This is a genomic window from Alistipes sp. ZOR0009, from assembly GCF_000798815.1.
Classification (GTDB): Bacteria; Bacteroidota; Bacteroidia; order Bacteroidales; family ZOR0009; genus Acetobacteroides.
On sequence record NZ_JTLD01000014.1, the window covers coordinates 16,697 to 43,634 of the forward strand.

The window sequence follows — 26,938 nt, forward strand, 5'->3', positions numbered from 1 at the left end:
ATTTTATTCGCTAGCCGTATCGGATGTTCTGATGAGTTGCAACTATTGTAGTGCGCAACGCTTTGGCATGTGGATTCAACCTTTGTGTAACCTCTTACCTTCTGACTTATGCTATTGGCATATCGCTATTGGGCCATTGCAGGCTTCTTATATCGGGCTGCGAACTTATTGCGTATCTCCTTTTCGTTAACTCCAGACATGGCAACAATGCCACATGCGAGCGCCGCCATGCATAGGATAATAAGCCACATCGTTGATACATGAAGCAGGTTACCCAGCACAGAGGTGGATATCACGCCGCCCATAATCTGAAAGAATTCGAGGCTCGATATTAGCACCCCCATCTGAGCGGCAGGAAAGAATGCTTGAGGTGCCATATTCATGGTGGGGAAGTTAAGGCCTACGCCAAGTCCTGTAAGCAAAATCCCCAATACCAGCATCCCCATTGGAATATTTTGGCCGTATACCAGCAGCGGAATAAGCCCCGCTATGGATATGCTGAAGTTTACTATTGCCTGTAGCCTAAACCGCATCCATTTCGATGCAATAAAACCACCGCTCATTCCACCAGCCACAATGGCCAGCGACATTGGTAGCATTACCATGCCCGAGTAGGTAGCACCTTTGTGCTGTACAATTTGCAGCAGGTAAGGAACGTATAGAATTATGCCGAATAGGGTAACGTACCCCATTGCTGCCGAAAATGAGGCTCTTCGAAAAACTCCATTTCTGAGCATTTCAACGGGTAGTAATGGCGATTTCGAGTAGCGTTCTACTTTTATAAACCCGATGAACATCAGCAGCGAAAAGAGTAGTAGCGAGATGGTAACCGGAGATGTCCAAGGGAGCAGCTTACCACCTTCTGCAAAGCAGAGCAGGAATGGGAATAGGGCAAGCAGAAATAGCGTAATCCCATTAAAATCGACCTCGTTACTGCTGCCTGGATGCTTGATAAGCGGTAGCTGCCTTTTTAGTAGAAGGAAAGATAGCATCCCAACGGGAATGTTGATGTAAAAAATCCAGTGCCACGAGAGGTAGTCGGTAACAACTCCGCCCACTACCGGACCAAGCATGCTGGCTAAGCCATGCATAGCGACGAGCATGCCGATATACTTTCCTCGCTTTTGTGGCGGAAACAGCTCGGCACAAATTATGAATGCGCTCGATGCCAAAACACCTCCACAGGCTCCCTGTAATCCGCGAAAAAGAGTCAGCATCGGCATATTTACCGCCAACCCGCAAAGCGACGATGTTAGCATAAACAGCCCGATGCCCCAAAGGGCTACAACTTTTCGGCCAAGCACGTCCGAGAGCTTACCAGCAATTGGAATAACCACGGTAGAAAAGAGCAGATACGATGTAAACGGTAGCGAGTAGTGGCGTAGCCCCTGTAAGTCGGCAATAATCTTGGGCATGGCAGTTCCTACAATCGAGTTGTCGAGGGCCGATAAGAATAGGCAAAGCATTAATCCGGCCATCGTAGCAGGAATGTTCCTGACAGAAATCTGAGCATCCATTTTAGTTGGTAATTATTATGCCGCAAATCTATTGTGCGACGAAAAAAATGGCTTGCCGATTCTTGCTATTCACTTGACAATTCTTGCTAAATGTAGGAATGGCTTGTCCTAAATTGGGACTTTGGTTTTAGCGTTGAATCTCCAATTGAATGCCCAACTAGATTAGTTTTAGCGTTTAATCTCCAATTGAATGCCCAGCCCGATTGGTTTTAGCGTTTAATCTCCAATTGAATGCCCAACCCGATTGGTTTTAGCGTTTAATCTCCAATTGAATGCCCAGCTCGATTAGTTTTAGCATTTAATCTCCAATTGAATGTCCACCCAAATTGGTTTTAGGATTCAATTGCCAATTGAATATCCAACTCGATTGGTTTTAGCGTTCGATTGTCAATTGAATGCCCAGCTGATTCTGCGATATGGATAAGCCCTAATGTTAGTGCTGCAAAGAATCTGTAAGCATACAAAAGCACGACGCTTTGTTGAGCGGAGGGAAAAGGGGGAAAGTTGGTGCTATCCCTTTTCGCTTATTTGAGTAAGTAGCTCCTCGTTAAGAACGGTAATTGTTTTTCCGTTGAGGTCAATTATTCTTTCGTGATGAAAGTCGGAGAGTATTCGGCTTGCATTTTCGCGCGTAGTCCCCGAGAATTCGCCCAACTCCAGCCTCGAAATGGGTAGGGTAAATGTTTTGCTGCCATAAATTTCCTTGTAGAAGTATACAAGGCTTTCGGCAATTCGTCCCGTGGCTTGCTTTTTAGAGCTATTAATGTAGCTATGAAAGTTCTTGAGCTCGTTTTGGCTTAAATCTTTTACAATTTGAAAGGCAAAGTCGCCATTTGAGTAGAAGAAGCTTTTAAAGGTTTCCAGATCGAGAAAGCATACAGCCGAATTTTCGAGCGCTGTAGCCGAAAAATGGTTGATCTTATCGCTAAAGTTGCTTGGGAGGCATAGGTACCTGGGGCCTCTTATAATTCGCTTAATTTTTTCTACCCCGTTTTCGTTCATGTGGATTTTAACCACGCCCGATTTAAGGTAGGCTACGTTGGTGGATAGAGCATTTTGCTTGACAACGTTTTCGCCAGCCTTAAAGTAGACCTCTGCGCATCCTTTGCCAAGGAGTTCAAGCTCCTCGTCTTTTAGTTTCTCTGTAGCGGGAGATTTATACGAACAAACTTTACACTTATGCATACGCCTGTTAGGGATAGATGAAAGCACAAATGTATAAGAATGTGCGAAATGTCACATCCTGATATAACTTCTTGTACACCTTTTTTGATCGAATAGGTAGAAAGATGCTATTCCTTTGTGTAATTCTCAAAAACTAAAGGAAGATGGAAGACAAGCTCGTAATTATCAGTACCAATGGTCCAGAAAATTCAGAAAAGGCAACCCTCCCATTTGTGCTGGCAACAGCCGCTCAAACGGTAGACGTAAAGGTGGTGGTAATTCTGCAGGCAAATGCCGTGATGGTTGCCAAAAAAGGCGAGGCAGAGGCAATCTGTGCTCACGGCTTTTTACCCTTAAAAGGACTTATTGATACTTTCTTGGAGCTGGGCGGGGAGCTGCTGCTGTGTACACCCTGCGTAAGGGAAAGGGGAATTGGAACACAGGAGCTGGTTGAGGGGGCTGTTTCAATAGCAGCTGGGACGGTGGTTACCGAGGTGCTTTCGGCAAAATCGGTAGTAACCTACTAGGATGAATTTAGGGCTTATGGCCACACAATAAACAAATAAAGTAATAACAGGCAAAAATGGAATCAGAAGTAACAAACCAGCTAGCGCAGCTACAAAAAGAGCTCGAAGCCTTAGGTAAAAAGGTGTCGATGCTAGAAAATAGCCGCAAGGATCAGCTGTCGATTGCCGTTGTATCGGGAGACTTCGATAAGATTTTGGCATCGATGGTGATTGCGCTTGCCGCAGCTGCAAACGATACGCAGGTGAAGCTTTTCTTCTCGTTTTGGGCGCTATCGGCGCTTCGCGATGAGAAGAAAAGAGCAAACGGGAAAGATTTTATCTCAAAGATGTTTGGGGTAATGCTTCCGAAGGGACGAAATAAGCTCGGCTTATCGAATCTAAACATGATGGGGATGGGCCCTGTGATGATAAAGTACCTGATGAGAAAGAAGAATGTGCTTTCTATCGACAGAATGTTTAAGGAGGCTGCAGAGCTTGGTATCGAAATCACCATCTGCGAAATGTCGATGGACTTGATGGGCTTTAAGAAGGAGGAGATAATCGATTATCCGAACCTGAGGTATGCCGGAGCCTCAACATTCGTAAACGAAGGGCTAGAAAGCAGCATGCAGCTCTTCATATAACATTAATTCAACAACATAAAAACTAGAAAAGTCATGACAAACGAAGAATTATCAGCTTTAGGCGTAGCAAAGTCGGTTGATGCACGAGGCACCGCATGTCCAGGTCCACTATTGGAGGCCAAAAAAGCTATAGGAACAATCGCTTCTGGCGAAGTGATGGAAATTCTATCGGCCGACGAAGGTACGCGTGTAGATATTCCTAAGTGGTGCACCAAGCAGGGGCACGAGTATCTAGGAACCGTAGAGGAGAATGGGTACTACAAAATCTTTATGAAGAAAAAGTAGAACTAAAATCATGGCAAATCCAGTAAAAAAGAGTGCCAAGATATTGGTGTTTTCCACCGAAAAAATATCAGATCCCGCCATTGATATGGCGGGATTGCTTAAGCTGCACTATCCCCCTAAAGTATACACAATACCTCTGCGCTGTTCGAGCGGTGTTAAGCCACGCTGGATTTTGCACGCATTTGAGCAGGGGTTCGATGGCGTTTTTATAGCTGCCGATGGTAGCGACTGCTCGTATGGGGAGTCGTGTACCGAGAAGACAGGCCATTTGGTTGGTAAAACTCACGAGCTGATGAAGGAGAGAAACATTGAGCCAGCCCGTTTGCGTATGGCCGCTCTGTGCTCGGTATGTAGCGAGTCGTTTGTAAAGCAGATGCGGACTTTTAACGACTACCTTTTGTCAATTTCAAATAAGTAGGTATGCAGGAAAATATAAAAAAATCTCAATACGATGCCCTTGTAATTGGAGGAGGTATTGCCGGGGGAGAAGCAGCGCTTAATCTGGCAAATAACGGTTATAAGGTGCTTGTCGTTGAGAAGGATTTGACTATTGGGGGTAAGATGATCTTGTTGAGTAAGGTTTTCCCTACTTTAGATTGTGCGGCTTGCATTACGACCCCTAAGGTTTCTGAAATTTCTCGCCATGCGGGAATTACGATCTTTACAAGCAGTGAAGTCACCGCCGTAACAAAGAATAACGAGGGGCGATTTGTGGCTAGTGTTACCAAGCGACCTCGCTATGTGGTTACCGAAGATTGCACCGGATGCCAGCTGTGCGAGCAGGCTTGTCCGGTTAATGTACCCGATCAGTATCAGCTGGGGCTGATAGGTCGTAAGGCGGCATTTATTCCCTTTAACATTGCTAGTCCCAGAGTTGCAGCAATTGATATAGATAATTGTACGCTTTGTGGCGCATGCGAAAAGGCTTGTCCGACCAAGTGTATAGATTTTACCCAAGAAACAGAAGAGTATAGCATCGAAGCCAAAACGGTAATTGTGGCAACGGGGTTTAATCTATTCGACCCGTTAAAAATGCCCCGATACGGTTATGGAAAGATGAAAAACGTTATAACCTCCATGCAGATGGAGCGTCAGCTGGCGCCTACGCGTCCATTTAATACAATACTACGCCCCGGCGATGGAAAGGTACCCGACAAGATAGCATACGTCCTATGTACCGGATCTCGCGATGCATCGGTTGGTAATCCTGTTTGCTCGCAGATCTGCTGCATGTACTCCATAAAGCAAGCGCAGCTGCTAATGGGAGCCCTCCCAATGGCTGATATTACCATTTACTACATCAACATACGTTCGTTTGGAAAGGGCTTCGAGGAGTTTTACGAGCAGGCTAAGGGTATGGGGGTAAACTTCGTGAAAGGTAAGATTGGCACCATTACCGAAAAGGAGAATGGTAATCTAATTCTAAGATATGAAGACATCAACGAAGGTGTAGTGAAAGAGGCGGAGCACGATATGGCGGTACTATCGGTTGGCGTATTGCCAAACGAAACGCCATCGGCATTATTTAAAAATAGAGAGCTTAAGGTTGATGCGCAAAAGTTTGTATATCAGCCCGAGGTGTTGGTTAGCCCTGCACGCACCAGCATCGATGGTGTTTTTGTGTCGGGAACGGCATCAGGACCTATGGATATTCCGGATTCGATACTATCAGCAGGATCTGCAGCAGCCGAAGCTATCAGCTACTTAAACTCGAAACCATGAAAAAAAAGATAGGCGTATATATCTGTCACTGTGGTGGCAATATTTCCGATTATGTTGATGTTGAAAAGGTGAAGCAGGCGGTAGGCGAGGAGAATATCGTATTTCTATCCAAAACTACCGTATTTGCCTGTGCCGACTCCAACCAAAAGGAGATGGTTGATGATATTAAGAGTAACGAGCTCGACGGCGTGATTGTAGCCTCTTGCTCCCCTAAGCTGCATCAAACCACCTTTAGAGCGGTTACCGAACGCGCGGGGCTTAACAAGTATAGCTACGTACACGCCAACATTCGCGAGCAGGTGTCGTGGGCGCATTCCGATATGAAAAGGGAGGCAACAGAAAAGGCTATTCAGGTGGTGAAGGCGGCCATCGCAAAGGTGGAGTATGCAGAATCGCTAGATCCCATTAAGATAAAGTCGGAAAAGGCGGTGGCTGTTATTGGAGCCGGCTTGGCAGGGATGAAGGCTGCGCTGGAACTCTCAAAAATGGGTAGTCAGGTTTATCTTATCGAGCGCGATCATTTTGTAGGTGGACGAGTGTCTCAGTGGGATTCGATGTATACAAGCAACGAGTCGGGCAGTAAACTTATAGAAAAGCTTTACTCCGAAATTCGTAGGCAAAATAGCATAACCTTGTTTACTGGTGCCGAGCTGGTAAGCAATGCGGGTAGCATCGGAAACTTTACGCTTTCCCTAAGGGTTAGCCCTCGTTTTATCTCCCATAAATATAGCCGCGAAGAGGTTGCTAAGGCGGTTGAGGTTTGTCCAGTATCGGTTGACGATGAGTTTAACTTTGGTATAACCAAGCGTAAGGCAATCTACCCCGCGTTGGCAGATGTATATCCTCAACAGCCTGCAATTGATATGGCGAATTGTACCCGTTGCGGTAGTTGCGAAAAGGTTTGTAGTAGCATCAGCTTATCTCAGGATCAGGAGACGATAAATCTTAACGTGGGATCTATTCTGATGGCTACAGGTTTCGATCCCTATAAGCTGCAGATTGGAGAGTTTGGGTATGGAGATGTGGATAATGTAATTACTCTTCCCCAGCTGAAACGGCTCATCTCATTGAGCAACGGAAAGCTAACTTATAAAGGTAAGCAAGTCGAAAATATAGCCTACATATACTGTGTAGGAAGCCGTCAGGCTGAAGGTGAAAACAAGTATTGCTCGAGATATTGCTGCACCTCAATTATTCATACAGCAATAGAGGTTCGTAGTAAGTTTAAGAATGTAAACAACTTTCATTTCACTCGTGGTATACGAACATACGGAAAGCAGGAGCTGCTTTATCGGGAAGCAAGTAGCAATGGAGATATCTTTTTACAGTCGTATGAAGATGATCTGCCTGTAGTAGTCGTAGAGCACGGAAGAACGATTGTTCGTATAAACGACATTCTTTCGAATAGGCGTGAGCTGGAAGTTGAAGCCGACCTTGTGGTATTGGTTACAGGAATGACTCCTCGTGAAGATAACTCGGTTGGCAGTTTGCTTAAGTTGCCGAAGGGGCGCGATAAGTTTTTTAATGAGATTCACATGAAACTTCGTCCTGTGGAGACGGTGATAGATGGAATTACCATTGCAGGAACCTGTCAGGGGCCAAAAAGTGCGATGGAGACAGCCAACTCTGCGCTTTCGGCTGCCGCAAAATCTTACTCGTACGTAAGCAAAGGCGAACTGGAGATGGAGCCTATTATTGCAGTGGTAAACGAGAAGCAATGTACATGGTGTACCGCATGTACCGACGTATGTCCATTTAGCGCGATAGACAAAGTGGGGGATGCTGATAGATCGTTTGCTGTAATAAACAGCTCGGTTTGTAAAGGCTGTGGCATGTGCCTACCTGTTTGTCCTACCGATGCAATTGAGTTGCTCACCTTCTCGAACCAAGAAATAGAGCGAATGATTGACACCCTTGCCAACGATTAAATCCGAATTATATGGAAATTGAAAAAGGTAAGACCGTAAAATATATGAGGGAGAAGCGGAAGGCTTCATCTGAGGTAATCGAAAATCTCAAAGAGTTTAATAGAGTAAAGAAAAGCATCCTAGAGGCGATGGCCGAGGAGGAAAAAACTATTGCTCAGCTTTCAGAACAGCTAGGTATGCCTAAGCACGAGGTGCTCTACCATGTAACATCTTTGGTGAAGTTTGGCTTCCTAGAGGTAGGAGAGATTGATGATATGGACGAGTACTATTCCTATAAAATTAAGAGGTGATGGCTAAGATAGAACCTGGATTAAAAAAAGAGCTGGAGAAGTATGGAGCCGTAGATTTTACGGCCTGCTACAACTGCGGAAACTGTACTGCGGTATGCTCTTTATCTACCGAAGAGAACTCTTTCCCTCGTGAAATGGTTCGTTGCAGTACGTTGGGATTGCAGGATGATATCAAGTCTTCGCTTAAACCTTGGCTTTGCTACTACTGTGGAGAGTGTACGACTCATTGTCCTCAGAATGCGAATCCAGGTGAGTTGATGATGTCATTACGTCGGTGGCTTACTGCAAAGTACGACTGGACAGGGCTCTCAGGCTTACTCTATAAGTCGTTACCTGTTTCTATTGCGGCTATGGTAATAACGGCATTAGGTGTAATCGGATTAGCTTACTCTCAGAACTTTAATCAGGATGCGATTATGCACTTCGGACATTATTTCGAGATGTTTGCTATTGGGACTGTTTTTGCGGTTATTCTACTGCCTAACCTAGTTAGAATGTGGTGGTATGTGATAGGGAAACCGAAAGTGTCGGTTAGTACGAAGACCTACCTTACGGCGTTTAAGGATCTTATAGTACATATGTTTACCCAAAAAAGAGCTTTAGGATGCGATGATAACCAAAAAAGATGGTTTGAGCATTTGATCTTAGTCGTAGGTTATCTATCGCTCTTATTCACAACGGTATTTCTGGATTGGTTTAAGTCGGAAAACCTTTTTGTAATCTTGCTCGGTTACATTCAGAGTACCGTTGTTTTTGTTGTTACCTTCGATTTTGTTGGAGGACGCATAAAAAAGAATAAAGAGGTGAATAAGCATTCACAACCTTCAGATTGGATGTTTGTGGTTTGGCTTTTTCTAATGGGACTTACGGCATTTCTGGTTAGGCTATTTATCGACTTCGATATTATAGAAAGCAACTTCTGGATGTACCTGTTTCATTTTATGGTGCTGGTACAATGGGCTGTAATTATTGTTCCATTTGGTAAATGGACGCATTTCTTGTACCGCTCATTTGCCATGTATTTTGAGGCGTTAAAGCAAACAAAGTAAGTTCCCATAATTAATTGCCTGTTATTAGTGTAAAGAGGTTGGAACGGAGTAATTCCGATGGCCAACCTCTTTTTTATGTAATGACAGCGATAAAAAAAGACAGCACCGTAAAGTGCTCTCTTTTTATTTATGAGATAGTTATAGAGAAGCTGTAATGGGCAACTGTATGTGGATGTTGGAGGAGGGGACACGGATATCCACCCATTCTCTAAGTTTTTTTAAGCCAATAGGCGTGCAGTATCCTTTAAGGAGGTAGTATATTACGTTATTCTGTTGCTGTTGCGTTTCGAAAGAAGGCTTTAACAGGCAGTTAGATCGGGTAGTAATGCTTAATCCCGAAAGATACATTTGGCTTGCAAGCAGGGTGTTGAGATCGGATTCGAAGATGAATAAGCTGGTTCCCTTTTTAAAGAGAAATTGGGCAATTTCTACAAGATTGTCTAGGTGCTTCAAATAAACTTGTAAAAGAGCGTCCTTTTTTGCGGATAACCCGCTTTGCTCTATTAAGAAGTTGACATCGTTGTAGGTCTTTTTTATAACGTTCCCTACCATGATTAATGAAGATATGGGGTCTGGTTCGCTGCTCAGGTTGGCGCGTATTTCGCCAATTTTATGCATTAGATGGTAGTCTATTACACTTTCTACCAGATGCATTTTGCTATCGAAATGGTTGTATAGCGTTTTTTTAGACACGCCAAGCTGCTCGACAATCTCCTCTACCTTGAGATTCCCGGTGGCGGAATTCAATAGTATTTGGGTTATCTTTTCGACGTAGTAAATTTTCTTCGATTTCATTAGCCGTTAGTTTATTCGAGGTTGCTTTTTTCTACAGCTACAATGTTTGCCTTAATAAGGTAGCCATCTTCGTCGCAGAGAGTTTGGTTATATCTATTGATGTGCTCAAATGTGGCCTCTGCCTTCTCGTTGCTGGTAAAGCATACAAATAGGGTGGAGCTGGTGTGCTCCTTCTCAATTCCAAACCAGCCGTCTTTCAGGTTGGTCGTTTGGTTATCGTCAAATTCGGCTGCTGTTATTGTGCTGTACATGCTTACACCCTCTTTTTTCAGGATGCTGGTTACCTGCTTTTGATCTTCGGTAACGCATGAGATTATTAGTAGCTTCATGTTTGTAGTGTGTTTAGGATAAGATAGAGGGCGCTGCCTGTTTGTAAGATTGCTATTCATTTTTTGTTGGCGGCACCCTCTAGATACTTATTGGTATTTATTTCTAACCATTCGGTAGTATAGTAGAGGAACAACCACCAGCGTGAGGAAGGTGGAGGTTACGGTTCCTCCAATTAGGGAGATTGCCAATCCTTGGAAAATGGGATCGAATAGGATGATAATCGCACCTAGGGCAACAGATCCTGCAGTTAGCAGAATGGGGGTTGTACGTACGGCTCCCGATTCTATGATTGACTGCTTTAGGGATATTCCTTCATTGAGCCTAATGTTAATAAAGTCGATAAGGAGTACGGAGTTTCTTACCATTACCCCTGCAAGAGCAATAAAGCCAATCATCGAGGTAGCGGTAAAGTAGGCGCCAAGGATCCAGTGTCCAAGTATTATCCCTATTAGCGATAACGGAATAGGAGCAAGCATGATGACGGGGGCTCTAAAGTTTTGGAACCAACCGACAATGAGCATGTATATAACTACAATGGCTACCACAAATGCAATTCCTAGATCGCGGAAAACATCGTAGGTAATTTGCCATTCGCCATCCCATTTAAGGCTGAAGTTACTTTCGCTTTTTGGTTGTTGGCTATACTCTTCCTTTAGGGTGTACCCATCTGGAATCTTAATGTCTTTTAGTTTCTCCGACACTTTTGTCATGGCATAGAAAGGGCTTTCGAGCTTGCCAGCCATATCAGCAACAACGTAAACCACCCTTTTTTGATCTTTGCGGAAAATGCTTTTATCTTTAATCTTGTTGGAAATAGTCACAAAGTCTCCAACAGGGAGTAGGTTGCCGTTTTGGCTCATGACCTTGAGACCCTTAAGGTCTTCCAAGTTCGACTTGTCGCTATCTGCTAGCTGCAACCGGATGGGAATGGGCGAGAAGTTTTCTGGCCTATTTAGCTTCCCAAGCGTTTGACCCGAAAGTCCAGCATTAAGGGTGCTCACTATTTGGGCAGGGGCAATCCCACTTCGTAGCGCCTTTTCCTTATCAATATCGAAGAAGTATTCCGGCTGGTTATCCTCTACCATCCAGTCGATATCAGCCATCCCTTCGGTGCTGGCAAAAAGTGTTTTTACTTGTCGGGCAATTTCTATTTGCTGGCTATACTCTGGCCCGTACACCTCGGCCACTACTGTTGATAAAACAGGAGGCCCTGGAGGAACTTCAACAATCTTGATGTTAGCGTTGTATTTTTTGGCAATTGCCTGTATGGAAGGTCTCATTGACTTAGCAATGTCGTGGCTTTGAAGGCTACGTTCCGATTTGTCGATAAGGTTTACTTGTATGTCTGCTACGTTATCGCCTTTACGAAGATCGTAATGTCTAACAAGGCCATTAAAGCTGATAGGGCCCGCCGTGCCAATATAGTTTTGATAGTTCTTAACAAGCGGTTGGCTGCCGACATACTGGGCAACTTCACGGGTTACGGCAGCAGTACGCTCAAGCGTTGTACCTTCTGGCATATCCACCACCACCTGAAACTCATTCTTATTATCGAAAGGAAGCATCTTAAGTGCTACACTTTTGGTGTAAAAAAGCATCATGGAGCCAATAAGCACGATGATGGTTCCAACCATGAATACCCATCGGTATTTTCTTGATTCTAGTAAGGGATTAATGGTGGCCCTGTATAGTTTGTACATTGGCGACTCTTCGAGTTGCGTGCTGCTATCTTTTTTCTCCTTTTTTGATATGTGCTTGAGGAAAACATAGCCAAGATAAGGAGTAAGCGTTAGGGCAACTATCAGAGAGAACATCATGGCAATAGATGCGCCGATTGGCATTGGACTCATGTAAGGCCCCATCATACCTGTTACAAACGCCATTGGAAGAATGGCTGCGACAACGGTAAATGTGGCAAGGATTGTTGGATTTCCCACCTCGTTGATAGCGTAGATTGCCGCCTGATAAAATGGCAGCTTGCGCATTTTAAAGTGGCGGTGCATGTTTTCTGCGATTATGATGGAGTCGTCCACTACAATACCTGTAATGAATACTAGCGCAAAGAGGGTTATACGGTTTAGGGTATACCCCAAGAAGTAGTATACAAATAGCGTTAAGGCAAAAGTAACGGGAACAGAAAGGAATACAACCAGTCCGCCTCTCCATCCCATAGCCAGCATCACAAATAGCGTTACTATAACGATGGTTATAAAGAGATGTAGCAGCAGTTCCGACACCTTGTGGGAAGCCGTTTCTCCGTAGTTGCGGGTTATATCAATATGGACATCGTCAGGAATAAGCTCCTTTTTTAGGGAGTTTACTTTGTTTATTATCTCATCGGATAGGTGCATGGCATCCGCACCTGCTTTTTTTGCGATGGATAGGGTTATGCCTTGGTATTCAGAAGGGTATTTGCTTAGGCTGTCGGCTGCTCCTTTTCCGTATCCAAAGTAGACGTATTGGCTTGGGGTAGAGGCTGCATCTTCTACGTTTGCAATCTGCTTAAGATAAACAGGAAATTGGCCGTTAGCACCTACAATAATGTTACCCACCTCTTCGGCGCTAGCAAGAAAGCTTCCTGTGACAACAGAGAATGCAGTGTCAGTCTTTAAAAGAGTTCCAGAAGACTGTTGGCTATTGCTGGCCTGTATCTGACGGGCTATGCTGAGAATGTCCACCCGGCTACCTTCCATCTTATCTTTGTCGGGGGTGATTCTAACTTCCTGACTTCTGCCACCGATAATCTTTATGTCCGAAACATCGCGAACTTTTTTTATTTCATTAGCCAATACTTCCGATAGCTTTCTTAGCTCGTAGTCGCTGTACTTTTCGCTCCATAGGGTAAGGCCAAGTACAGGAACATCGTCGATGGAACGTGTTTTGATAAGCGGCATGGATATGCCTTGCGGCATCTTATCCATGTTCTTCATTATTTCGCTGTAGAGCTTCACTAGCGAGCGTTCTACATCCTCGCCAACGTAGAATTGTACTGTTAGCATGGTTTGCTCGTTCATGGAGGAGGAGTAGACGTGCTCTACGCCCTTGACGTTAGATACCACCTTTTCGAGCGGAGCTGCTACCTTCGTTTCTACTTCAGTAGGGGAAGCTCCTGGATAGGCTATAAAGATATCAGCAATAGGTATTGATATCTGAGGTTCTTCCTCTCTGGGTATTAGGTAGGTGCTGTATGCACCAGCTACCATTATGGCAACCATCAGCAGGATGGTAAGCTTCGATTTTATAAAGGTACTGGCGATGCGACCTGATAATCCTTCTTTCATGGTGTACTATTTTATCGTCACAGGAGCTCCGTTATAAAGCTTTCCATTCGATTGAACAATGATTTTTTCGTTGGCTGCAACGCCGGATAGGACTTCGATATTTGATCCGTAGCTTTTTCCTAGCCGTATCCATCGCAGAAGAGCAGTGCCGTTAGTGCTGATGGTATAAACGCCTGTAAGCTGATCCTTACGAACGATGCTTGATTCTGGAATTAGTATTAGGTTCGCTTTTTGGCTAATAGCGGATGGTTTTCCTTCTATGGTGACGTTGGCGTACTGTCCAGAGAATAGGTTACTCTTTTCGGAAGAGGGTACATTAACCAGTATGTCGTATTGGCCACCTGAGTATAGCGATGAGGTGCTTAGTTCGTCGATCTTGGCTTTAAAAGTTTTGTTTATCGACTTAATGAATACCATAACAGGGTTGCCCTGTTTGATATTTCCTATAGAACTTTCGGGTAGTATGGCCTTTATTTGAAATACACCTTCTTGTTCAACGGTAAGAATGGGCATTCCAGGGGAAGCCATAGAGCCTTGGTCGGCCAGCTTTTGAGTTACAGTTCCTGCGAAAGGAGCGCGTAGTTGGGTGTAGGTTAGCATTGACGAAGCCTCGTTTCGCATCTGTTTGGCTGCCTCTAATCTCGACTTGGCGGAGGTGTATTGCAATTTCATGTTCTCCAACTCTTTTGTTGAGGCGCTTTGCTGATTATACAGCTGCTGGAAGCGTTCGTAATCCTTCTGGGCATTCGAGAATGCGGCATCAGCTTCGGCCACCATCGCCTGTGTCTGTGCCTTTTTGGCTTGGATATCTTGGCTCTCGATAGAGGCGAGAAGTTGTCCTTGTACTACATGGTCGCCCACTTTTGCGTGTATTTTGGTGATATAGCCCATTAGCTTTGTGCTGATGTTGGCGACCTGTTTTGCTTCCACTTTTCCGCTAACCTCGAAGTTGGAATTTTGGTTGGACGAAGGATAGCCTACCTCTACAGCAATAGGGGTGGATTTGGAGGACGTGTTCTCCTGCGAAGCATTGGAGCACGAGCTAATACCTGCAACCATAGCAACGCTACTGGTAATTGCTGCTATGAATCTAAGTTTTGCTTTCATTGTTATATTTGATTTTACTTTATGCATGAGATGCTAGTTGTTAACAGAGGCCGTAAGAAAAAGAAGGTACGCTTGGGTGATATTTCGTTCTAGAATAGCCTGCTGAAGGTTGAGCTGTTGTTGGGCTAACTGTGATTGTGCTTGCAGGATGTCTGTCGTATTTACCAACCCCTTTTCGTACCTGTTGCGAAGAATGCGTAAGGATTCCTCCGATTGCTCTACGGCTTTTTTTTGCTGAATAATCTTGGTTTTGGCATCGTTTATGCCTCTTTGCGTTTTGGCAACCTCAAATGCGGCCTGTTCTTTTTGTTGAGCAAGTTGAACTTCTAGCTTGTTGGTTGTAAAACGTCTTTCGTTTATTTGATGTCGAGTCTGTAATCCATTAAAAATGTTCCATGAAAGTTGTACGCCAGTAAGGTAGGAGCCCGACCCGAGATTTTTAAGGTTTGGATTGTTGTACTGATAGGATGCAAATGCATTTATGCGAGGTAAAAAGTTTGCTTGGCTCGATTTTACGGTCATTTGTGAGGCCTCTATGGCGTTGGATAGCGCGATAAAGTCGGCACGGTTATCAGATAGCTGCGTGCTACCGTTGTTTGGGGCGTTTTCCCATTCGCCGATGGGGCTGTAGGTTGTACTAGAGGTGGCTCCAAGAAAGAGATCCAGATAGTCGGAGGCGTTTTGAATGGTGCTGTTTGCTTCGGCAACTTTTGCTTCGAGGGTGGTAACTTGTACTTGCGCATTTAGGAGGTCAGATTTTTGGAGTAGCCCTTGCTTGTCCCTATTTTCTGTGAAGTTGTATGCGGACTGGGCGGTTGACAGCGCATCTTTTACAACTATTTGTGCTTGATAGGCAAACTGCAGCTGCATGAATGCTTTTTGAACTTCGAAGGTGATATACTCCTGTGTTCGTCGTGCTTTATATTTGTAGAGCACCGACTGTCTGTCTGCCGCTTTTCGCTGGTAGATCATGTCAACATTGAGAATCGGCTGCTTGACCTCGAGCATGGCAACCGCGTTGTATGAGTTGGAAGGATGATTCAGTAACGTTGGGTTAAAATCGTTGGCTGTGATACTTTGCTGCTGCAGCTTAAATCCAAAGGCATTTAGGGGATTGTCGGTGGCAAATGCTGAATATGAAGCGCTCACCTGAGGCAGGTAGATGGCTAAGGTTTGCCTATGCTGTTCTTTTGCCACCTTCTCCTCGATAGCGGCTATTTGTAGCTCTTTGCTGTTTTTTAGAGCACGTAGAATGGCTTCATCTAGCGTTATTGAGGATGTTTGCCCATTAACCTTGGGCGAAAAGGTGATTAGTAGGGTTCCTATGCCTACCTTGATTGTCCGTAAAGTTGCTTTTCTTATCATTGTTTTTGTTGTTTCCTATAGTGAAAAAGTTTTTGGAACGGAAATGTTTGTTTTATAAATCATTATTTTCATTCTATCCCAATGTGCTGCAAAATTACGGAGGTGAAACTTTACGGTTAGGAACAATTGTTCCATATCAAAAAATGCTTGGGATGCTTTTGTTCGTTAGTTTTCCCTATTTTTATGTGCGTAATGAAACCCTATTTTACGTTATGCTAGAATCTATATTTACGGATAGCGAGCTGCTAGCGGAGATAAATAAGCTGTCGAGAATAAAGCGGTTTAGTGCTGAAGATGTAGTGCTATCGCCAGGGAATGAGATAGTCTTTCTTCCTATAATTGTTCAGGGGGTGTTGCGTATACTTAAGGTAAACGATGATGGTGGTGAATTCTTCTTGTATCACCTTTACCCAGGTCAAACCTGTGCCATGTCTATCAACTGCTGCCAAACAGGCGGGAAAAGCATGATAAAGATTGTGGCCGAGGAGGATACAGAGGTGGTTCAGATTCCTGTAAATATGGTAGATTCGTGGCTAAAATATCCTGAGTGGAAATACTTCATAAATGGCACCTTCGGTTTTCGATTCAACGAGCTGATTAACGTTATTGATCTTATAGCCTTTAGCAATATGGATAAGCAGCTTTATAACTACCTAGAGCAGCGGGCTAAGGCAAAAAAAAGCCGCTTGCTTAATATAACGCACAAGCAGATCGCAGACGAGATGCATACCCATAGGGAGGTTATTAGCCGTTTGTTGCGTACGATGGAGCAGAAAGGGTTGGTTAAGCTTGGGCGAAACACCATTTTGGTTGCTGAGGATAAAAAAGGGGGGTAGAGGCTACTATTCATTGCAGTTTGTTTCCCTGCTATAATATAAAAGAGGTATTCCGTATGCATTTGTTGCAGGAGGAATACCTCTTTTACTGTTTGTTTCTTACAGTTTAAATAGATGGCCGATGATAATGCTATTGGCCGTTTATTTTTCTGTATTGTTTCCCTTGCTCCATCGGAGTGGCTATTATCTGAGCATAGGTGGTTTGGTCGATAAATTTTGGGGTGTAGGTGATTCCTAAAACTGTTAGCTGCTTGGTAAACGCTCTCAGGTGGTTGGCCGAAGCTCTCTTAAGGTTGTCGAATACGAGCAGAATGCTGGCATTAGCGGTCTTTTGCATGTCGGCATTCAAATCAGATATATCCTTATCCTCAATTAAAGCTCCCACCTTATAGGCTTCGGTTAGCGAGATAGAGCCCTGCGCTACCAGCTGATTATATAGGTTGGTAAATTCTGGATTTTGGAATTCTCCAACGGGTGACAGAGAGGTGTTGGATAGTCCTAGGTGCTCCATTAAACCTACAACGGCGTTGATATGGGTGGCCTCTGCGTTGGCTATATTGGTAAATATTTGGACGTTCCACTTGGCGTTTAGGGTTGTGTAAACATCCTTAGCCAGCTTTTCTTCCTCCTTCATATAGGTAAGCATATCCGCCTCGGAGGGGGTTGCTGGAGGTGATGGGGGGAGTACTCCTGTAAGGTTGGCACCGAGAGCAAAGCTGGTGACTTCGCTTTTAACGTCGAGTACAGGTACATTTGATTCTGTGCTGACATCAGAGTTTCTATCGCAGCTGGCAAAGGTGCTTCCGGTTGCCATTAGTGCTGCCAATGCTAGAAAATGTACTGCTGCTTTCATCTTTTCGATTTTTAATGATGTTTATGAGGGATAAGGATTTGTTTTCCTTATCCCTACTGCAATTGAAATGTCTAAGATTTACTTTTGACGAGCATCGAGATTGTCGCATACTCCATTACCATCTTTATCGGTATAGTTGGCGCCTTTGCCTTTACCTTTGCCGTTGCGCATGTGGCCAGCGCCGTCGCACTTACCACCCTTTCTCCCTTGCCCGATACCCTGACCTTTGTGTTTTGCCCGGTTGGAGGTTCCATTCTCGAAGTTGTCGCAGGTGCCGTTGCCGTTTTTATCAACATAAGCTGGCCCGTTAGCCTTTTGAGGTTCTGATTTTTTTGTATCCTGAGCGTTGGCTACTGCGGCAAAAGCAGCTATTGCAAGCACTGCAAAAAAAAGTTTTGTTTTCATTTTGTTTTATTTTGATGTTAGTAAATGTGCATACCTATGGCCGTTCTGCCTAGAATTAGGCAGAAGATGTGAATACAACTTCTTAATGCTAAAGGTTATTTGGTAGTGCTACCTCTAAGGCAATGCTGATGTTTGCCCTCTCCTTGTTCTTTCCCGCGGCAGCTCACCGAGGATTCGGTGCCAAGTATTGTTTGAAATATTCCCTTAAGCGTAGTTTGCTGTTGAGGGGTACAGATTGCCTTGATGCCGAGATAGTAGCGGTAGGTCTCCTTTTTTAGGCGGGCATGCTGCTCTCCGATAGAATCGGCTATGCTGTTGAGCCGTAAGGTATCAGGCGAAGAGCTCGACATGTTTTGCATCATGCTTTTTCGCAGCTTGTTTAGCCTCTCGTTTATGGAGTTTACGTCGCCTCTAAAGGTTCTATTAACTATCCTAAACTGCTCCATCTGGTCGGATGTGAGGTTGAGGGAATATTTGAAAAATCGGCCGTTATACTGTATCTCTTCTGCGGGTTGTTGCTTGCTGGAATAGGCCGTTGCCGTTGTATATCGCGACTGGTAAAGGTGAAAACCAATGGTTACCAATGTGGTTACGTTGAAAATAGCGAGCAGCGCTATAATCCATATTAGGGTTTTATTGTTTGTCGTTTTCATACTATTCGGAGGTTAGAAGTGAGATGGATTCTAAGTGCGAATCGTCGATTATGGCCATTTCGTTGGTGCTGGAGACCGTATGTGTTTGGGCTTTGAATAGGTTCCCTACCACAATTCCTAGCACAATGGTTGCTGCAACAGATGCGGCCAGCATCAGCGGCCTAACCCTGCTTACATGTAGGGGCTTTCTGATTGGTTGCTTAGCCACTTGGGCCATTACTCTTGCGGCTAGAAAAGTAGATGGCTGCATTTGTTGCTGGCTATCGACGTAGGCATCTACAGCCTGCATGGCTCTGTAGGCGGCAGCACAACTTTGGCAGCTGCTTAAATGCTCAATAACTTGGTTGGAGTGCATCTGCATTGTGCTGCCATTAAATCGATCTAAGTGTTGTATGCATTCTTTACAGGTCATTGTCGGTCTCTTTTTATAATGTTAGTAACCATTTTGAGGGAAATCCTACGGGTACTTCTATTTTTTATAGTAGATAGTCAGCTTTTTTCGGAGGTTGGCTTTTGCCCGCTGTAGTAGCTGCTCTATGGCTCCTTCGCTGATACCCATGATGGCGGCTATCTCGGCCTGCGGTAGTTCGTCGTACCGGCTTAGGGTAAAAGCGACTCGCTGTTTTTCGGGTAGTGCATCTATGGCCCGCTCTATGGCCTTGCTCTCTTGGGCAGCAATAAGCTGCCGCTCGGGATTGTCGGTAACGGGAAGGGCTACTGGCGTCACCTCCGTCTTTTCTCGGGTAAAAAAAACTTCGATACGCTGAAAAATGCTCCGTTTCTTGCTGCTGCGAATGTGATTGAGCGAGGCGTTTACGGCCATACGGTAGAGCCAGGTAGATAGCTTCGATTCGTTCTTAAAGCGATCCAACTGCAGGTAGGCGCTGATAAATACTTCCTGGGTGAGATCTTCTGCATCCTCCTTGCTATGTGTAAGCCCCATGCAGGTTCGGAAAACCAAGGTTTGGTGCACACGTACCAGCTCGGTAAAGAGCTCCTGCTCTCCCTCTACTATCCGTTGTACCATTTCTGCCTCCTGCATTAATATCATCGTAAAGTTTCAATTGATTTACCAATTTAGAAACAATTGGCGGGAATTTCCTACGGTGCTGCTACCATTTTTTTTCAAAAGGAAACAAGAGTCTTTTATCCCTTGAACTGCGATCAAATGCTAGTAGGTTAAGCATCTTTACAGGATTGTTTGAAAGAAATGTGTATAAACAGAGTAAAAGCACTACAAACAAATAATATATAGAGGTGTTTTGTTGGAACATATCTGCATCGCTTCGTTTGTTTTCATTTGTTTTCATTTTCCATTCGGTGTGTTAAAATAGGGCGATAAAAAATGACGCACCGAATTTGTGGCTTGAAGATTGGGAAATGATGTTTTTTATTGAATTTGATAAAAATACAAAACCCTGCAAATTCTATGATTTGCAGGGTTTTGGAGCGCTTTGATTTTTTGTTGAGCGGAGAGAAAGGGATTCGAACCCCCGGTACTGCAAGCAGTACACCTGATTTCGAGTCAGGCCCATTCGACCACTCTGGCATCTCTCCGAGGACAAAAGTAGTGATTTCCATCTACCGATGTCCTCTAAAACAAAAAAAACTACAACTACTTTTGTAATCTTCTTTGTGATCTTTATGGCATAAAAATGAGCATTTCCGTATCTGCCTTGTTGTATATTTGTCACAATTTTAATGAAATATCTACCGCTATGTTTTGGTTGGAGCTTTTAGTTGTTCTATTGGCAATATTTTTAGGAGCCCGTATCGGAGGTATAGGGCTTGGAGTGATGGGTGCGCTAGGTTTAGCCGTGCTTGTCTTTGTATTTGGTTTGCAACCCTCGGTACCTCCGGTGGATGTGATGCTGATGATTGTTGCGGTCGTTACTGCAGCAGGAGCGCTACAGGCCGCAGGTGGGCTCGACTATCTGGTGCATTTGGCAGAAAAGATGCTCCGTAAGAATCCAAAGCAGATAACCTTCTACGGACCATTGGTAACCTACCTGTTTACGATTGTTGCAGGTACAGGGCATGTGTCGTATTCCGTACTGCCTGTAATTGCAGAGGTGGCAACCGACACTCGTGTTCGTCCCGAGAGGCCCATGTCTATAGCAGTTATTGCATCGCAGCAGGGGATAACTGCAAGCCCAATTTCGGCTGCTACGGTGGCGCTATTGGGAATGCTTTCGCCTTTTGGCTATACGCTTACCGATATTTTAATGGTTGCAATTCCTTCTACGTTGGTAGGAGTGTTTGCTGGTGCGCTGTTTGCCTCGCGCATGGGTAAGGAGCTCGATAAGGATCCGGAGTTTCTGGCAAAGTTGGAAGATGGCTCATTTTCTTTTCTAGCAAAGAAGCCCGATCACGAGGTGGTTATTCCATTTACAGCGAAGCTTTCTGTTTACCTATTTCTTTTGGGAACCATACTTATTGTGCTGTTTGGTTCGGTTGAGAGCCTTCGTCCATCGTGGGAGAGTAATGGGGTAAAAACGATGCTTGGCATGCCAGAGGCCATTGAAGTGATAATGCTATCCATTGCTGCAGCCATTTTACTATTTTGCAAAGCATCTGTTGACAAAACCGTAAAAGGATCGGTATTTATTGCAGGGGTACAGGCCGTAATTGCCATATTTGGTATTGCGTGGATGGGTGATACCTTCTTTAAGGGCAACATGCCATTTTTGGAGGCTGGTCTTAAGTCTATGGTTACTGCTTATCCTTGGCTTTTCTCTTTTGCGCTGTTTGTGCTTTCTATCCTTTTGTACAGTCAGGCTGCCACGGTACGTGCGCTGGTGCCATTTGGGTTGGGCCTGGGCATTCCTGCCGCCTCAATGATTGGGATGTTTCCGTCGGTTAACGGCTACTTCTTTATACCAAACTATCCAACCATTGTGGCTGCCATCAACTTTGATAGAACGGGGACAACCCGAATTGGGCGTTGGGTGCTAAACCACAGCTTTATGATTCCGGGCTTGGTTGCTACAGTTGTTGCTGTTGCAATAGGGCTTCTTCTTACAAGTATCATTTTCTAGAATATAGCAGAAAGGCACCTCCTAGGCAATGGGAGGTGTCTTTTTATGTCCAGCATATTCGTAATGAAGTGGTGTTGTGCTTTAGTTAGCTGTTGGTGATTTTTTAGTGTTGGTGTTAATGTGCTTGCTAGTAGTGGTGATGGTAGATATTGTTTTTAATACAAATATTAAATAATGTTTACGTTCTTTTTTAAGGTTAAAAAAGAATTAATCTTTGCGAAGTACAAGTTAGATCGGATACGAAATATTTGCGCTGCTAAGGGCGCTTCAAGATACTGACCATTTAACACCTTCTCGATGTCCTTATTTGTAATACCGTATCGAGAAATACTAAGCTTAACTGTTTTAAAGATGAAGGAAAGCCTTCAAAAATAGCATTGGGGAGTTACGATGAGTACTCCCCAATTTTTTTGTGCATGATGTAAATGCTGGTTCAAAGCATCTGACCTAAGTAAAACGGGGAAATGTAACATTTATTGTTGATCACCCTTGCCGGCGTCCTTCGCTCTTGGGATTGTCGATAAATCTTGGTAAAATTGAGTTCAAATTATTGTAGTAGATGTCAGATATCAACGAGAAGCACGTTAGCCTGATTGCGAGCGCACTTGGGTTGCAGAGGTGGCAGGTGGAGAATACCCTGTCGCTGCTGTCGGAAGGAGCAACCATACCTTTTATCAGCCGCTACCGTAAGGAGCGCACTGGCACCTTGGACGAGGTGGCTGTTGGGGCTATTTCCGAGCAAAAATCGAAGCTCGATGAGGTTGAAAAACGTCGTGAAACCATTTTAAAATCGATAGAGGAGCAGGGCAAGCTCACCGATGAGTTGAAGCAGAAGATAGAGACCAGCTATGTGCTCTCGGAACTGGAAGATTTGTATCTTCCCTATAAGCAGAAGCGCCGTACACGTGCAACCATTGCCAAGGAGAAGGGGCTGGAGCCGCTTGCTGCTACCATCATGAAGCAGAACTATGGTGATGTGGAGGGTATTGCCCATCGTTTTGTTAACGATGCCGTGGAGAGCGCCGAAGAGGCCATTGAAGGGGCAAAGGATATCATTGCCGAGTGGGTGAGCGAGAGCCCTAAGGCACGTAATGCCATGCGCCGTATCTTTAGCAGCGATGCCATTATCTCGGCAAAGGTGGTGAAGGGTAAGGAGGTAGAAGGTGCCAAATACTCCGACTACTTTGCCTTTTCCGAACCGCTAAGACGCTGCGCCTCGCACCGTTTGATGGCCATGCGTCGCGGACAGGATGAGGGAGTCCTAAAAATCAGCCTTGGTCCCGATGGCGATGTGGCCATCGAGGAGCTGGATAAACTGTTTGTTCGCAACGATTCGCCTGCCGCCGAAATCGTACAGGATGCCGTTGAGGATAGCTACAAGCGTTTGCTGGGGCCATCTATCGAAACAGAGTTTATGGGCGTATCGAAGGAGAAGGCTGACGAGGAGGCCATCCGCGTATTTGCCGAAAACCTACGCCAGCTGCTGCTCGCATCGCCGCTGGGACAGAAATCTGTGCTGGCTATCGACCCAGGATTCCGGACAGGCTGTAAGGTGGTTTGCCTTGATAAACAAGGGAATTTAGCACACAACGAAACAATATATCCGCATCAGCCACAAAATGAAACATCTACCGCCATTAAGAAGATTAGCTCGCTGGTGGATGCCTATAAAATTGACGCGATTGCGATTGGCAACGGAACGGCCAGCCGCGAAACGGAGTCGTTCATTAAGCGTATTCACTTTCCGCATGAGGTGCAGGTATTTGTGGTGAGCGAGGATGGCGCATCGATCTACTCGGCATCGCCAACTGCGCGCGAGGAGTTTCCGGATTACGATGTAACGGTTCGTGGGGCAGTATCTATTGGTCGCCGTTTGATGGACCCCTTGGCCGAGCTGGTTAAGATCGATCCCAAATCTATTGGGGTGGGGCAGTACCAGCACGATGTGGATCAGGGTAAACTCAAGAAAAGCCTAGATGTGGTGGTGGAGAGCTGCGTGAACAGTGTGGGGGTTAACGTCAACACAGCCAGCAAGCACCTGCTTACCTACGTGTCGGGCTTGGGGCCAAAGCTGGCGCAAGGGATCGTTGACTATCGGGCCGAAAATGGCCCATTTGCCACCCGTGCCGAACTGAAAAAGGTTCCCAAATTGGGACCAAAGGCGTTTGAGCAGTGTGCGGGCTTTCTGCGCATCGACAACGCCAAGAATCCGTTGGACAACTCGGCGGTTCACCCCGAAGCCTACTACGTGGTGGAGAAGATTGCCAAGGATTTGGGCTGTACCGTAAAGGATCTGCTGGCCAATGAGCCGCTGCGCAAATCGATTCAGCCTACCAAGTATGTCGACGATAAGGTGGGGCTACCTACCCTTAACGATATTATGCAGGAGCTGGCTAAGCCGGGGCGCGACCCGCGTACGGCAGCTAAGGTGTTCGAGTTTGCGCCCGATATTCACACCATTGACGACCTGAGGGAGGGGATGATGCTTCCGGGCATCGTAACCAACATCACCAACTTTGGGGCGTTTGTCGACGTGGGCGTTAAGCAGGATGGGCTGGTGCATATTTCGCAGCTGGCCGATCGCTACGTAAGCAACCCGCTGGATGTGGTTAAGCTCCATCAGCACGTTACGGTTAAGGTGGTTGAGGTAGATAAGGCTCGAAAAAGAGTACAGCTCTCGATGAAGGGGCTTTAAGATAGCAGGAGCGTGGCTTTGTAGGCCACGCTCTTTTTTTGTGTGGTTGGCAAAGGCAGAAATCTCAATGTTGTAGAATTATAGCTGTATTCGTACTACTGTGACAGCAATATTATAAAATTACGGCTGCATTGAGAGAAATATGCGAAGGAGCGCAACCAGCTACGGTTGCGCTCCTTGTTTATACGGGTCGCTGGCGCGGTGGTAGCACTGGTTATTTTCTATTCGGCCGGAAGGTATGCCGCCTTAGACATGTCCTGTAGCGTTTTAATCTTTACAGGGGCGTTGAGCGACTTGTCTATAAACTTCCAGATGCGTAGGCGAATCTCCCGATTTTTCTTTCCATCAATTCGGTCGAATGAGTGCCCCCCGGGGAAGCGTTGGAATATTTCATACTCGAACTTCTTATTCTCCTTCTTTAACGCGGCAATAAGGGTTTTGACCTCTTCCACGTGCACATCGTCGTCGTTGGTGTTGGTGTGGATCAGCAGCGGCACGTTGGGCATCAGGTGCGCGTTGAAGGCTGGAGATCGGCGCTTATACTCGGCCGAGTCTTCGGCAATGGTTTTCCCAATATGGTAGCTGGCCGAAAATAGCTTGGCGTAGCTGGGCTCGGAGTAGCTCAGTCGTAGGATAAGGTCGGAAACGGGAACGCCCGCAAAGGCCACCTTGTACTTGGTGGGGAAGCGGTATAGGCAGTTCATGGCAATCATTCCGCCGTGGCTCCATCCCACGATACCCACCCTTGAGGGGTCTACAAAGTCGTAGTTCTCCACCATATACTGGCGCGATGCCTCCACGTCGTCCACCTCGCGTCCGCCGTAATCTATCAGCTGCCAAAATGACTTGCCGTAGCCTGTGCTGCCGCGGTACTCGGGTGCCACCACAATGTACTTTTGCGCCAGCAGCTCCCTGATGATGTGGTAGTGGTAGGTGGTGAAATCGGCATGTACGCCTCCGTGTGGGAGAACGATTAGGGGATATTTTTTGGAGGCATCAATCCCCTTGGGAATAAAAACGTAGCTGTAGAACTTTACGGGATTGGTGGCGCCAACCTTCGTGGTGTCCTTTGCATTGGCGTTGGGTGGACCGTAGATGAACACCTTGTCGACAAAGGCCACATCCTTAAGGCGGATAAACCACTGGTTGTCGTCAATTTTTTTCTCAAGGACATCAAATCGATGCTCGTAGTCCTGAATAATGCTTTTAAGGCTGTCAACCTGCTTGCGGAGGAGGTTCGAATCTTGAGCCGAAGCGCCCAGACAGAAGACCGAGCAGGTCGCAAGGGTAAGTAGCTTTAGTGGTTTCATAGATCGAGTAGTTAGATGATGCCCTAAAGCTACAAAAAAGTGCTACACTGGCAACCGTAATTTGATGCTAGCGCAGCTTTTCGCCGATCCACGATGTCATGTACGAAAGAACCATCTCTCGCACCTGCTTGTGGGCAAGTGTTAGGTCGTGCATGCCGTTGGGAACCTCAAAAAAGCTAACCGATTTGCCCAACCTTTTTCCGTACTTTTTGATGTGCTTTACGTTTAGCACGGTGTCGGTTTGTTGGATGTCGTTGTTCCACTCCTTGGGTTTAGACGAGCGTTGGGCGTGCATTACCAGCACCGGACACTGTAGCAGCAGTCCCTTTTGTACCTGCTGATGGCCTCGCCAGATGGCGTTCATCCATCGATAGTACGAAGGAAAACCTTCTATGGGTTTCCAATCGAGGTTGAAATCCCACTCGCCCTTAAAATCTTTGTGAACGCTTTGGGCGTAAAGCGGCGATAGCACACCCTTTAGGCTGAGGTAGGGAAACGGCTTTAGGATGGATGACACAACCAGCAGCGCGAGCTTCGAAAATGGGCTAACGTTAAACTCGAAGAAGGGGCTGTTGAGTACCAGCACGTCGATTTTAGCTGCGTAAGCTCCTTTTGCGGCGTATAAAGAGGTTATAAGGCCACCCGTGGAGTGGCCTAGCAGGGCCAGCTGGTTGTTTCCGTCAGCAGTAATTTGTTCGATAGCTCGATCGATATCTTCGAAGTATTCGGTAATATCGCGGCAGTAGTTGGGGTGCTGATGTGGTAGTAACGAACGCCCGTACTTGCGCAGGTCGATGGCGTAAAAGTTGATGCCGCTGCTGGTAAAGGCGTCGGCCATGTGATCTTGAAAAAAGTAGTCGATAAAACCATGCACGTATAGCACGGCCTTTTGGGTTGGCTCTTCTGCCTTTTTCGATATGATGGTGGTAACAACCTGCCCTTCGTAATCTGGGGTCTGCTGGATGGTTTCTATGCTGTAGCTCATGCGCAATCGTTTAATTCGATGAAGTAAGTTAATCTTATAAACAAATCTGCGTCACATTGTATTAAAAATAGCTTTGAATAAGAGGCGTGGTTAATGGGGATATTCGAAAATTTTTAAGATGATGGGTGAAACTTCTGTTTTGGAGATGTACTTAAATAAATGCAATCGGGAACAGAGGCG

25 protein-coding genes and 1 tRNA gene are annotated in these 26,938 nt (G+C 45.5%); 11 read left to right on the forward strand and 15 right to left on the reverse strand.

Annotation, left to right across the window (positions count from 1 at the left end):
- Positions 1-125 precede the first annotated feature (125 nt).
- Complete coding sequence (locus tag L990_RS04335; protein ID WP_052180724.1) at positions 126-1,517, reverse strand: MDR family MFS transporter; 1,392 nt, start codon at positions 1,515-1,517, stop codon at positions 126-128.
- Between the two features lie 510 nt (positions 1,518-2,027).
- Complete coding sequence (locus L990_RS04340) at positions 2,028-2,702, reverse strand: Crp/Fnr family transcriptional regulator (RefSeq protein ID WP_047445900.1); 675 nt, start codon at positions 2,700-2,702, stop codon at positions 2,028-2,030.
- Positions 2,703-2,845: 143 nt separating this feature from the next.
- Here L990_RS04340 and L990_RS04345 point away from each other — a divergent pair, with 143 nt between their 5' ends.
- From L990_RS04345 to L990_RS04380, 8 genes are read left to right on the forward strand one after another with little or no spacing between them, the layout of a single operon-like run.
- The gene (locus L990_RS04345) at positions 2,846-3,208 is read left to right on the forward strand and encodes a DsrE family protein (protein ID WP_047445901.1); all 363 of its coding nucleotides are present in this window, start codon (positions 2,846-2,848) and stop codon (positions 3,206-3,208) included.
- Positions 3,209-3,264: 56 nt separating this feature from the next.
- A complete protein-coding gene (locus L990_RS04350) occupies positions 3,265-3,831 on the forward strand; it encodes a DsrE/DsrF/DrsH-like family protein (RefSeq protein ID WP_197057233.1) in 567 nt (188 codons plus the stop codon).
- Positions 3,832-3,864: 33 nt separating this feature from the next.
- Positions 3,865-4,116: a sulfurtransferase TusA family protein gene (locus tag L990_RS04355; protein ID WP_047445902.1), complete on the forward strand. Its 252-nt coding sequence runs from the start codon at positions 3,865-3,867 to the stop codon at positions 4,114-4,116.
- 10 nt (positions 4,117-4,126) lie between these two features.
- A complete protein-coding gene (locus tag L990_RS04360; protein ID WP_047445903.1) occupies positions 4,127-4,534 on the forward strand; it encodes a hydrogenase iron-sulfur subunit in 408 nt (135 codons plus the stop codon).
- A gap of 2 nt (positions 4,535-4,536) precedes the next feature.
- Entirely contained in the window at positions 4,537-5,838 is a 1,302-nt protein-coding gene (locus L990_RS04365) for an FAD-dependent oxidoreductase (RefSeq protein ID WP_047445904.1), read from the forward strand.
- A complete protein-coding gene (locus L990_RS04370) occupies positions 5,835-7,766 on the forward strand; it encodes a CoB--CoM heterodisulfide reductase iron-sulfur subunit A family protein (RefSeq protein ID WP_047445906.1) in 1,932 nt (643 codons plus the stop codon). Before L990_RS04365 ends, L990_RS04370 begins: the two co-directional genes overlap by 4 nt.
- Before the next feature lie 11 nt (positions 7,767-7,777).
- Positions 7,778-8,056, forward strand: a complete 279-nt coding sequence (locus L990_RS04375) for a winged helix-turn-helix domain-containing protein (RefSeq protein WP_047445908.1) — start codon at positions 7,778-7,780, stop codon at positions 8,054-8,056.
- Positions 8,056-9,105, forward strand: a complete 1,050-nt coding sequence (locus L990_RS04380) for a 4Fe-4S dicluster domain-containing protein (RefSeq protein ID WP_047445909.1) — start codon at positions 8,056-8,058, stop codon at positions 9,103-9,105. The genes L990_RS04375 and L990_RS04380 overlap by 1 nt, the downstream gene beginning before the upstream one ends.
- A 138-nt stretch (positions 9,106-9,243) precedes the next feature.
- On the opposite strand, the gene L990_RS04385 is transcribed toward L990_RS04380, so the two are convergent.
- From L990_RS04385 to L990_RS04405, 5 genes are all read right to left on the reverse strand, one after another.
- Complete coding sequence (locus L990_RS04385) at positions 9,244-9,900, reverse strand: TetR/AcrR family transcriptional regulator (protein WP_047445910.1); 657 nt, start codon at positions 9,898-9,900, stop codon at positions 9,244-9,246.
- Positions 9,901-9,911: 11 nt separating this feature from the next.
- A complete protein-coding gene (locus L990_RS04390; RefSeq protein WP_047445912.1) occupies positions 9,912-10,229 on the reverse strand; it encodes a hypothetical protein in 318 nt (105 codons plus the stop codon).
- Between the two features lie 87 nt (positions 10,230-10,316).
- Entirely contained in the window at positions 10,317-13,511 is a 3,195-nt protein-coding gene (locus L990_RS04395) for an efflux RND transporter permease subunit (RefSeq protein ID WP_047445914.1), read from the reverse strand.
- Between the two features lie 6 nt (positions 13,512-13,517).
- A complete protein-coding gene (locus tag L990_RS04400) occupies positions 13,518-14,618 on the reverse strand; it encodes an efflux RND transporter periplasmic adaptor subunit (protein ID WP_047446127.1) in 1,101 nt (366 codons plus the stop codon).
- 33 nt (positions 14,619-14,651) lie between these two features.
- Positions 14,652-15,983, reverse strand: coding sequence for a TolC family protein (locus tag L990_RS04405; protein ID WP_047445916.1), 1,332 nt, complete (start codon positions 15,981-15,983; stop codon positions 14,652-14,654).
- 212 nt (positions 15,984-16,195) lie between these two features.
- Here L990_RS04405 and L990_RS04410 point away from each other — a divergent pair, with 212 nt between their 5' ends.
- Positions 16,196-16,819, forward strand: coding sequence for a Crp/Fnr family transcriptional regulator (locus L990_RS04410; protein ID WP_047446129.1), 624 nt, complete (start codon positions 16,196-16,198; stop codon positions 16,817-16,819).
- A gap of 130 nt (positions 16,820-16,949) precedes the next feature.
- On the opposite strand, the gene L990_RS04415 is transcribed toward L990_RS04410, so the two are convergent.
- The 6 genes from L990_RS04415 to L990_RS04440 all read right to left on the reverse strand — a co-directional run bounded on the left by L990_RS04415 (position 16,950) and on the right by L990_RS04440 (position 20,287).
- The gene (locus L990_RS04415) at positions 16,950-17,672 is read right to left on the reverse strand and encodes a DUF2202 domain-containing protein (RefSeq protein WP_052180726.1); all 723 of its coding nucleotides are present in this window, start codon (positions 17,670-17,672) and stop codon (positions 16,950-16,952) included.
- A 78-nt stretch (positions 17,673-17,750) separates the two neighbouring features.
- Entirely contained in the window at positions 17,751-18,077 is a 327-nt protein-coding gene (locus L990_RS04420) for a hypothetical protein (RefSeq protein WP_052180727.1), read from the reverse strand.
- Positions 18,078-18,172: 95 nt separating this feature from the next.
- A complete protein-coding gene (locus L990_RS04425; protein WP_047445918.1) occupies positions 18,173-18,730 on the reverse strand; it encodes a Spy/CpxP family protein refolding chaperone in 558 nt (185 codons plus the stop codon).
- A 1-nt stretch (position 18,731) separates the two neighbouring features.
- Positions 18,732-19,142: an anti-sigma factor family protein gene (locus tag L990_RS04430; protein ID WP_156121341.1), complete on the reverse strand. Its 411-nt coding sequence runs from the start codon at positions 19,140-19,142 to the stop codon at positions 18,732-18,734.
- A 57-nt stretch (positions 19,143-19,199) separates the two neighbouring features.
- Positions 19,200-19,781: an RNA polymerase sigma factor gene (locus tag L990_RS04435; RefSeq protein WP_052180728.1), complete on the reverse strand. Its 582-nt coding sequence runs from the start codon at positions 19,779-19,781 to the stop codon at positions 19,200-19,202.
- Positions 19,782-20,200: 419 nt separating this feature from the next.
- Positions 20,201-20,287, reverse strand: a tRNA-Ser gene (locus L990_RS04440).
- 161 nt (positions 20,288-20,448) lie between these two features.
- Between L990_RS04440 and L990_RS04445 the strand changes: the two genes are divergently transcribed.
- Together L990_RS04445 and L990_RS04450 are read left to right on the forward strand one after the other, a co-directional pair.
- Entirely contained in the window at positions 20,449-21,768 is a 1,320-nt protein-coding gene (locus L990_RS04445; RefSeq protein WP_047445923.1) for an anaerobic C4-dicarboxylate transporter family protein, read from the forward strand.
- A 559-nt stretch (positions 21,769-22,327) separates the two neighbouring features.
- Complete coding sequence (locus tag L990_RS04450; RefSeq protein WP_047445925.1) at positions 22,328-24,463, forward strand: Tex family protein; 2,136 nt, start codon at positions 22,328-22,330, stop codon at positions 24,461-24,463.
- A 221-nt stretch (positions 24,464-24,684) separates the two neighbouring features.
- Here L990_RS04450 and L990_RS04455 read toward each other — a convergent pair whose 3' ends face one another.
- Complete coding sequence (locus tag L990_RS04455) at positions 24,685-25,773, reverse strand: alpha/beta hydrolase family protein (protein ID WP_047445926.1); 1,089 nt, start codon at positions 25,771-25,773, stop codon at positions 24,685-24,687.
- Between the two features lie 67 nt (positions 25,774-25,840).
- On the reverse strand, positions 25,841-26,758 hold the full coding sequence (locus L990_RS04460) for an alpha/beta hydrolase (RefSeq protein WP_047445928.1): 918 nt from the start codon (positions 26,756-26,758) through the stop codon (positions 25,841-25,843).
- Positions 26,759-26,938 lie beyond the last annotated feature (180 nt).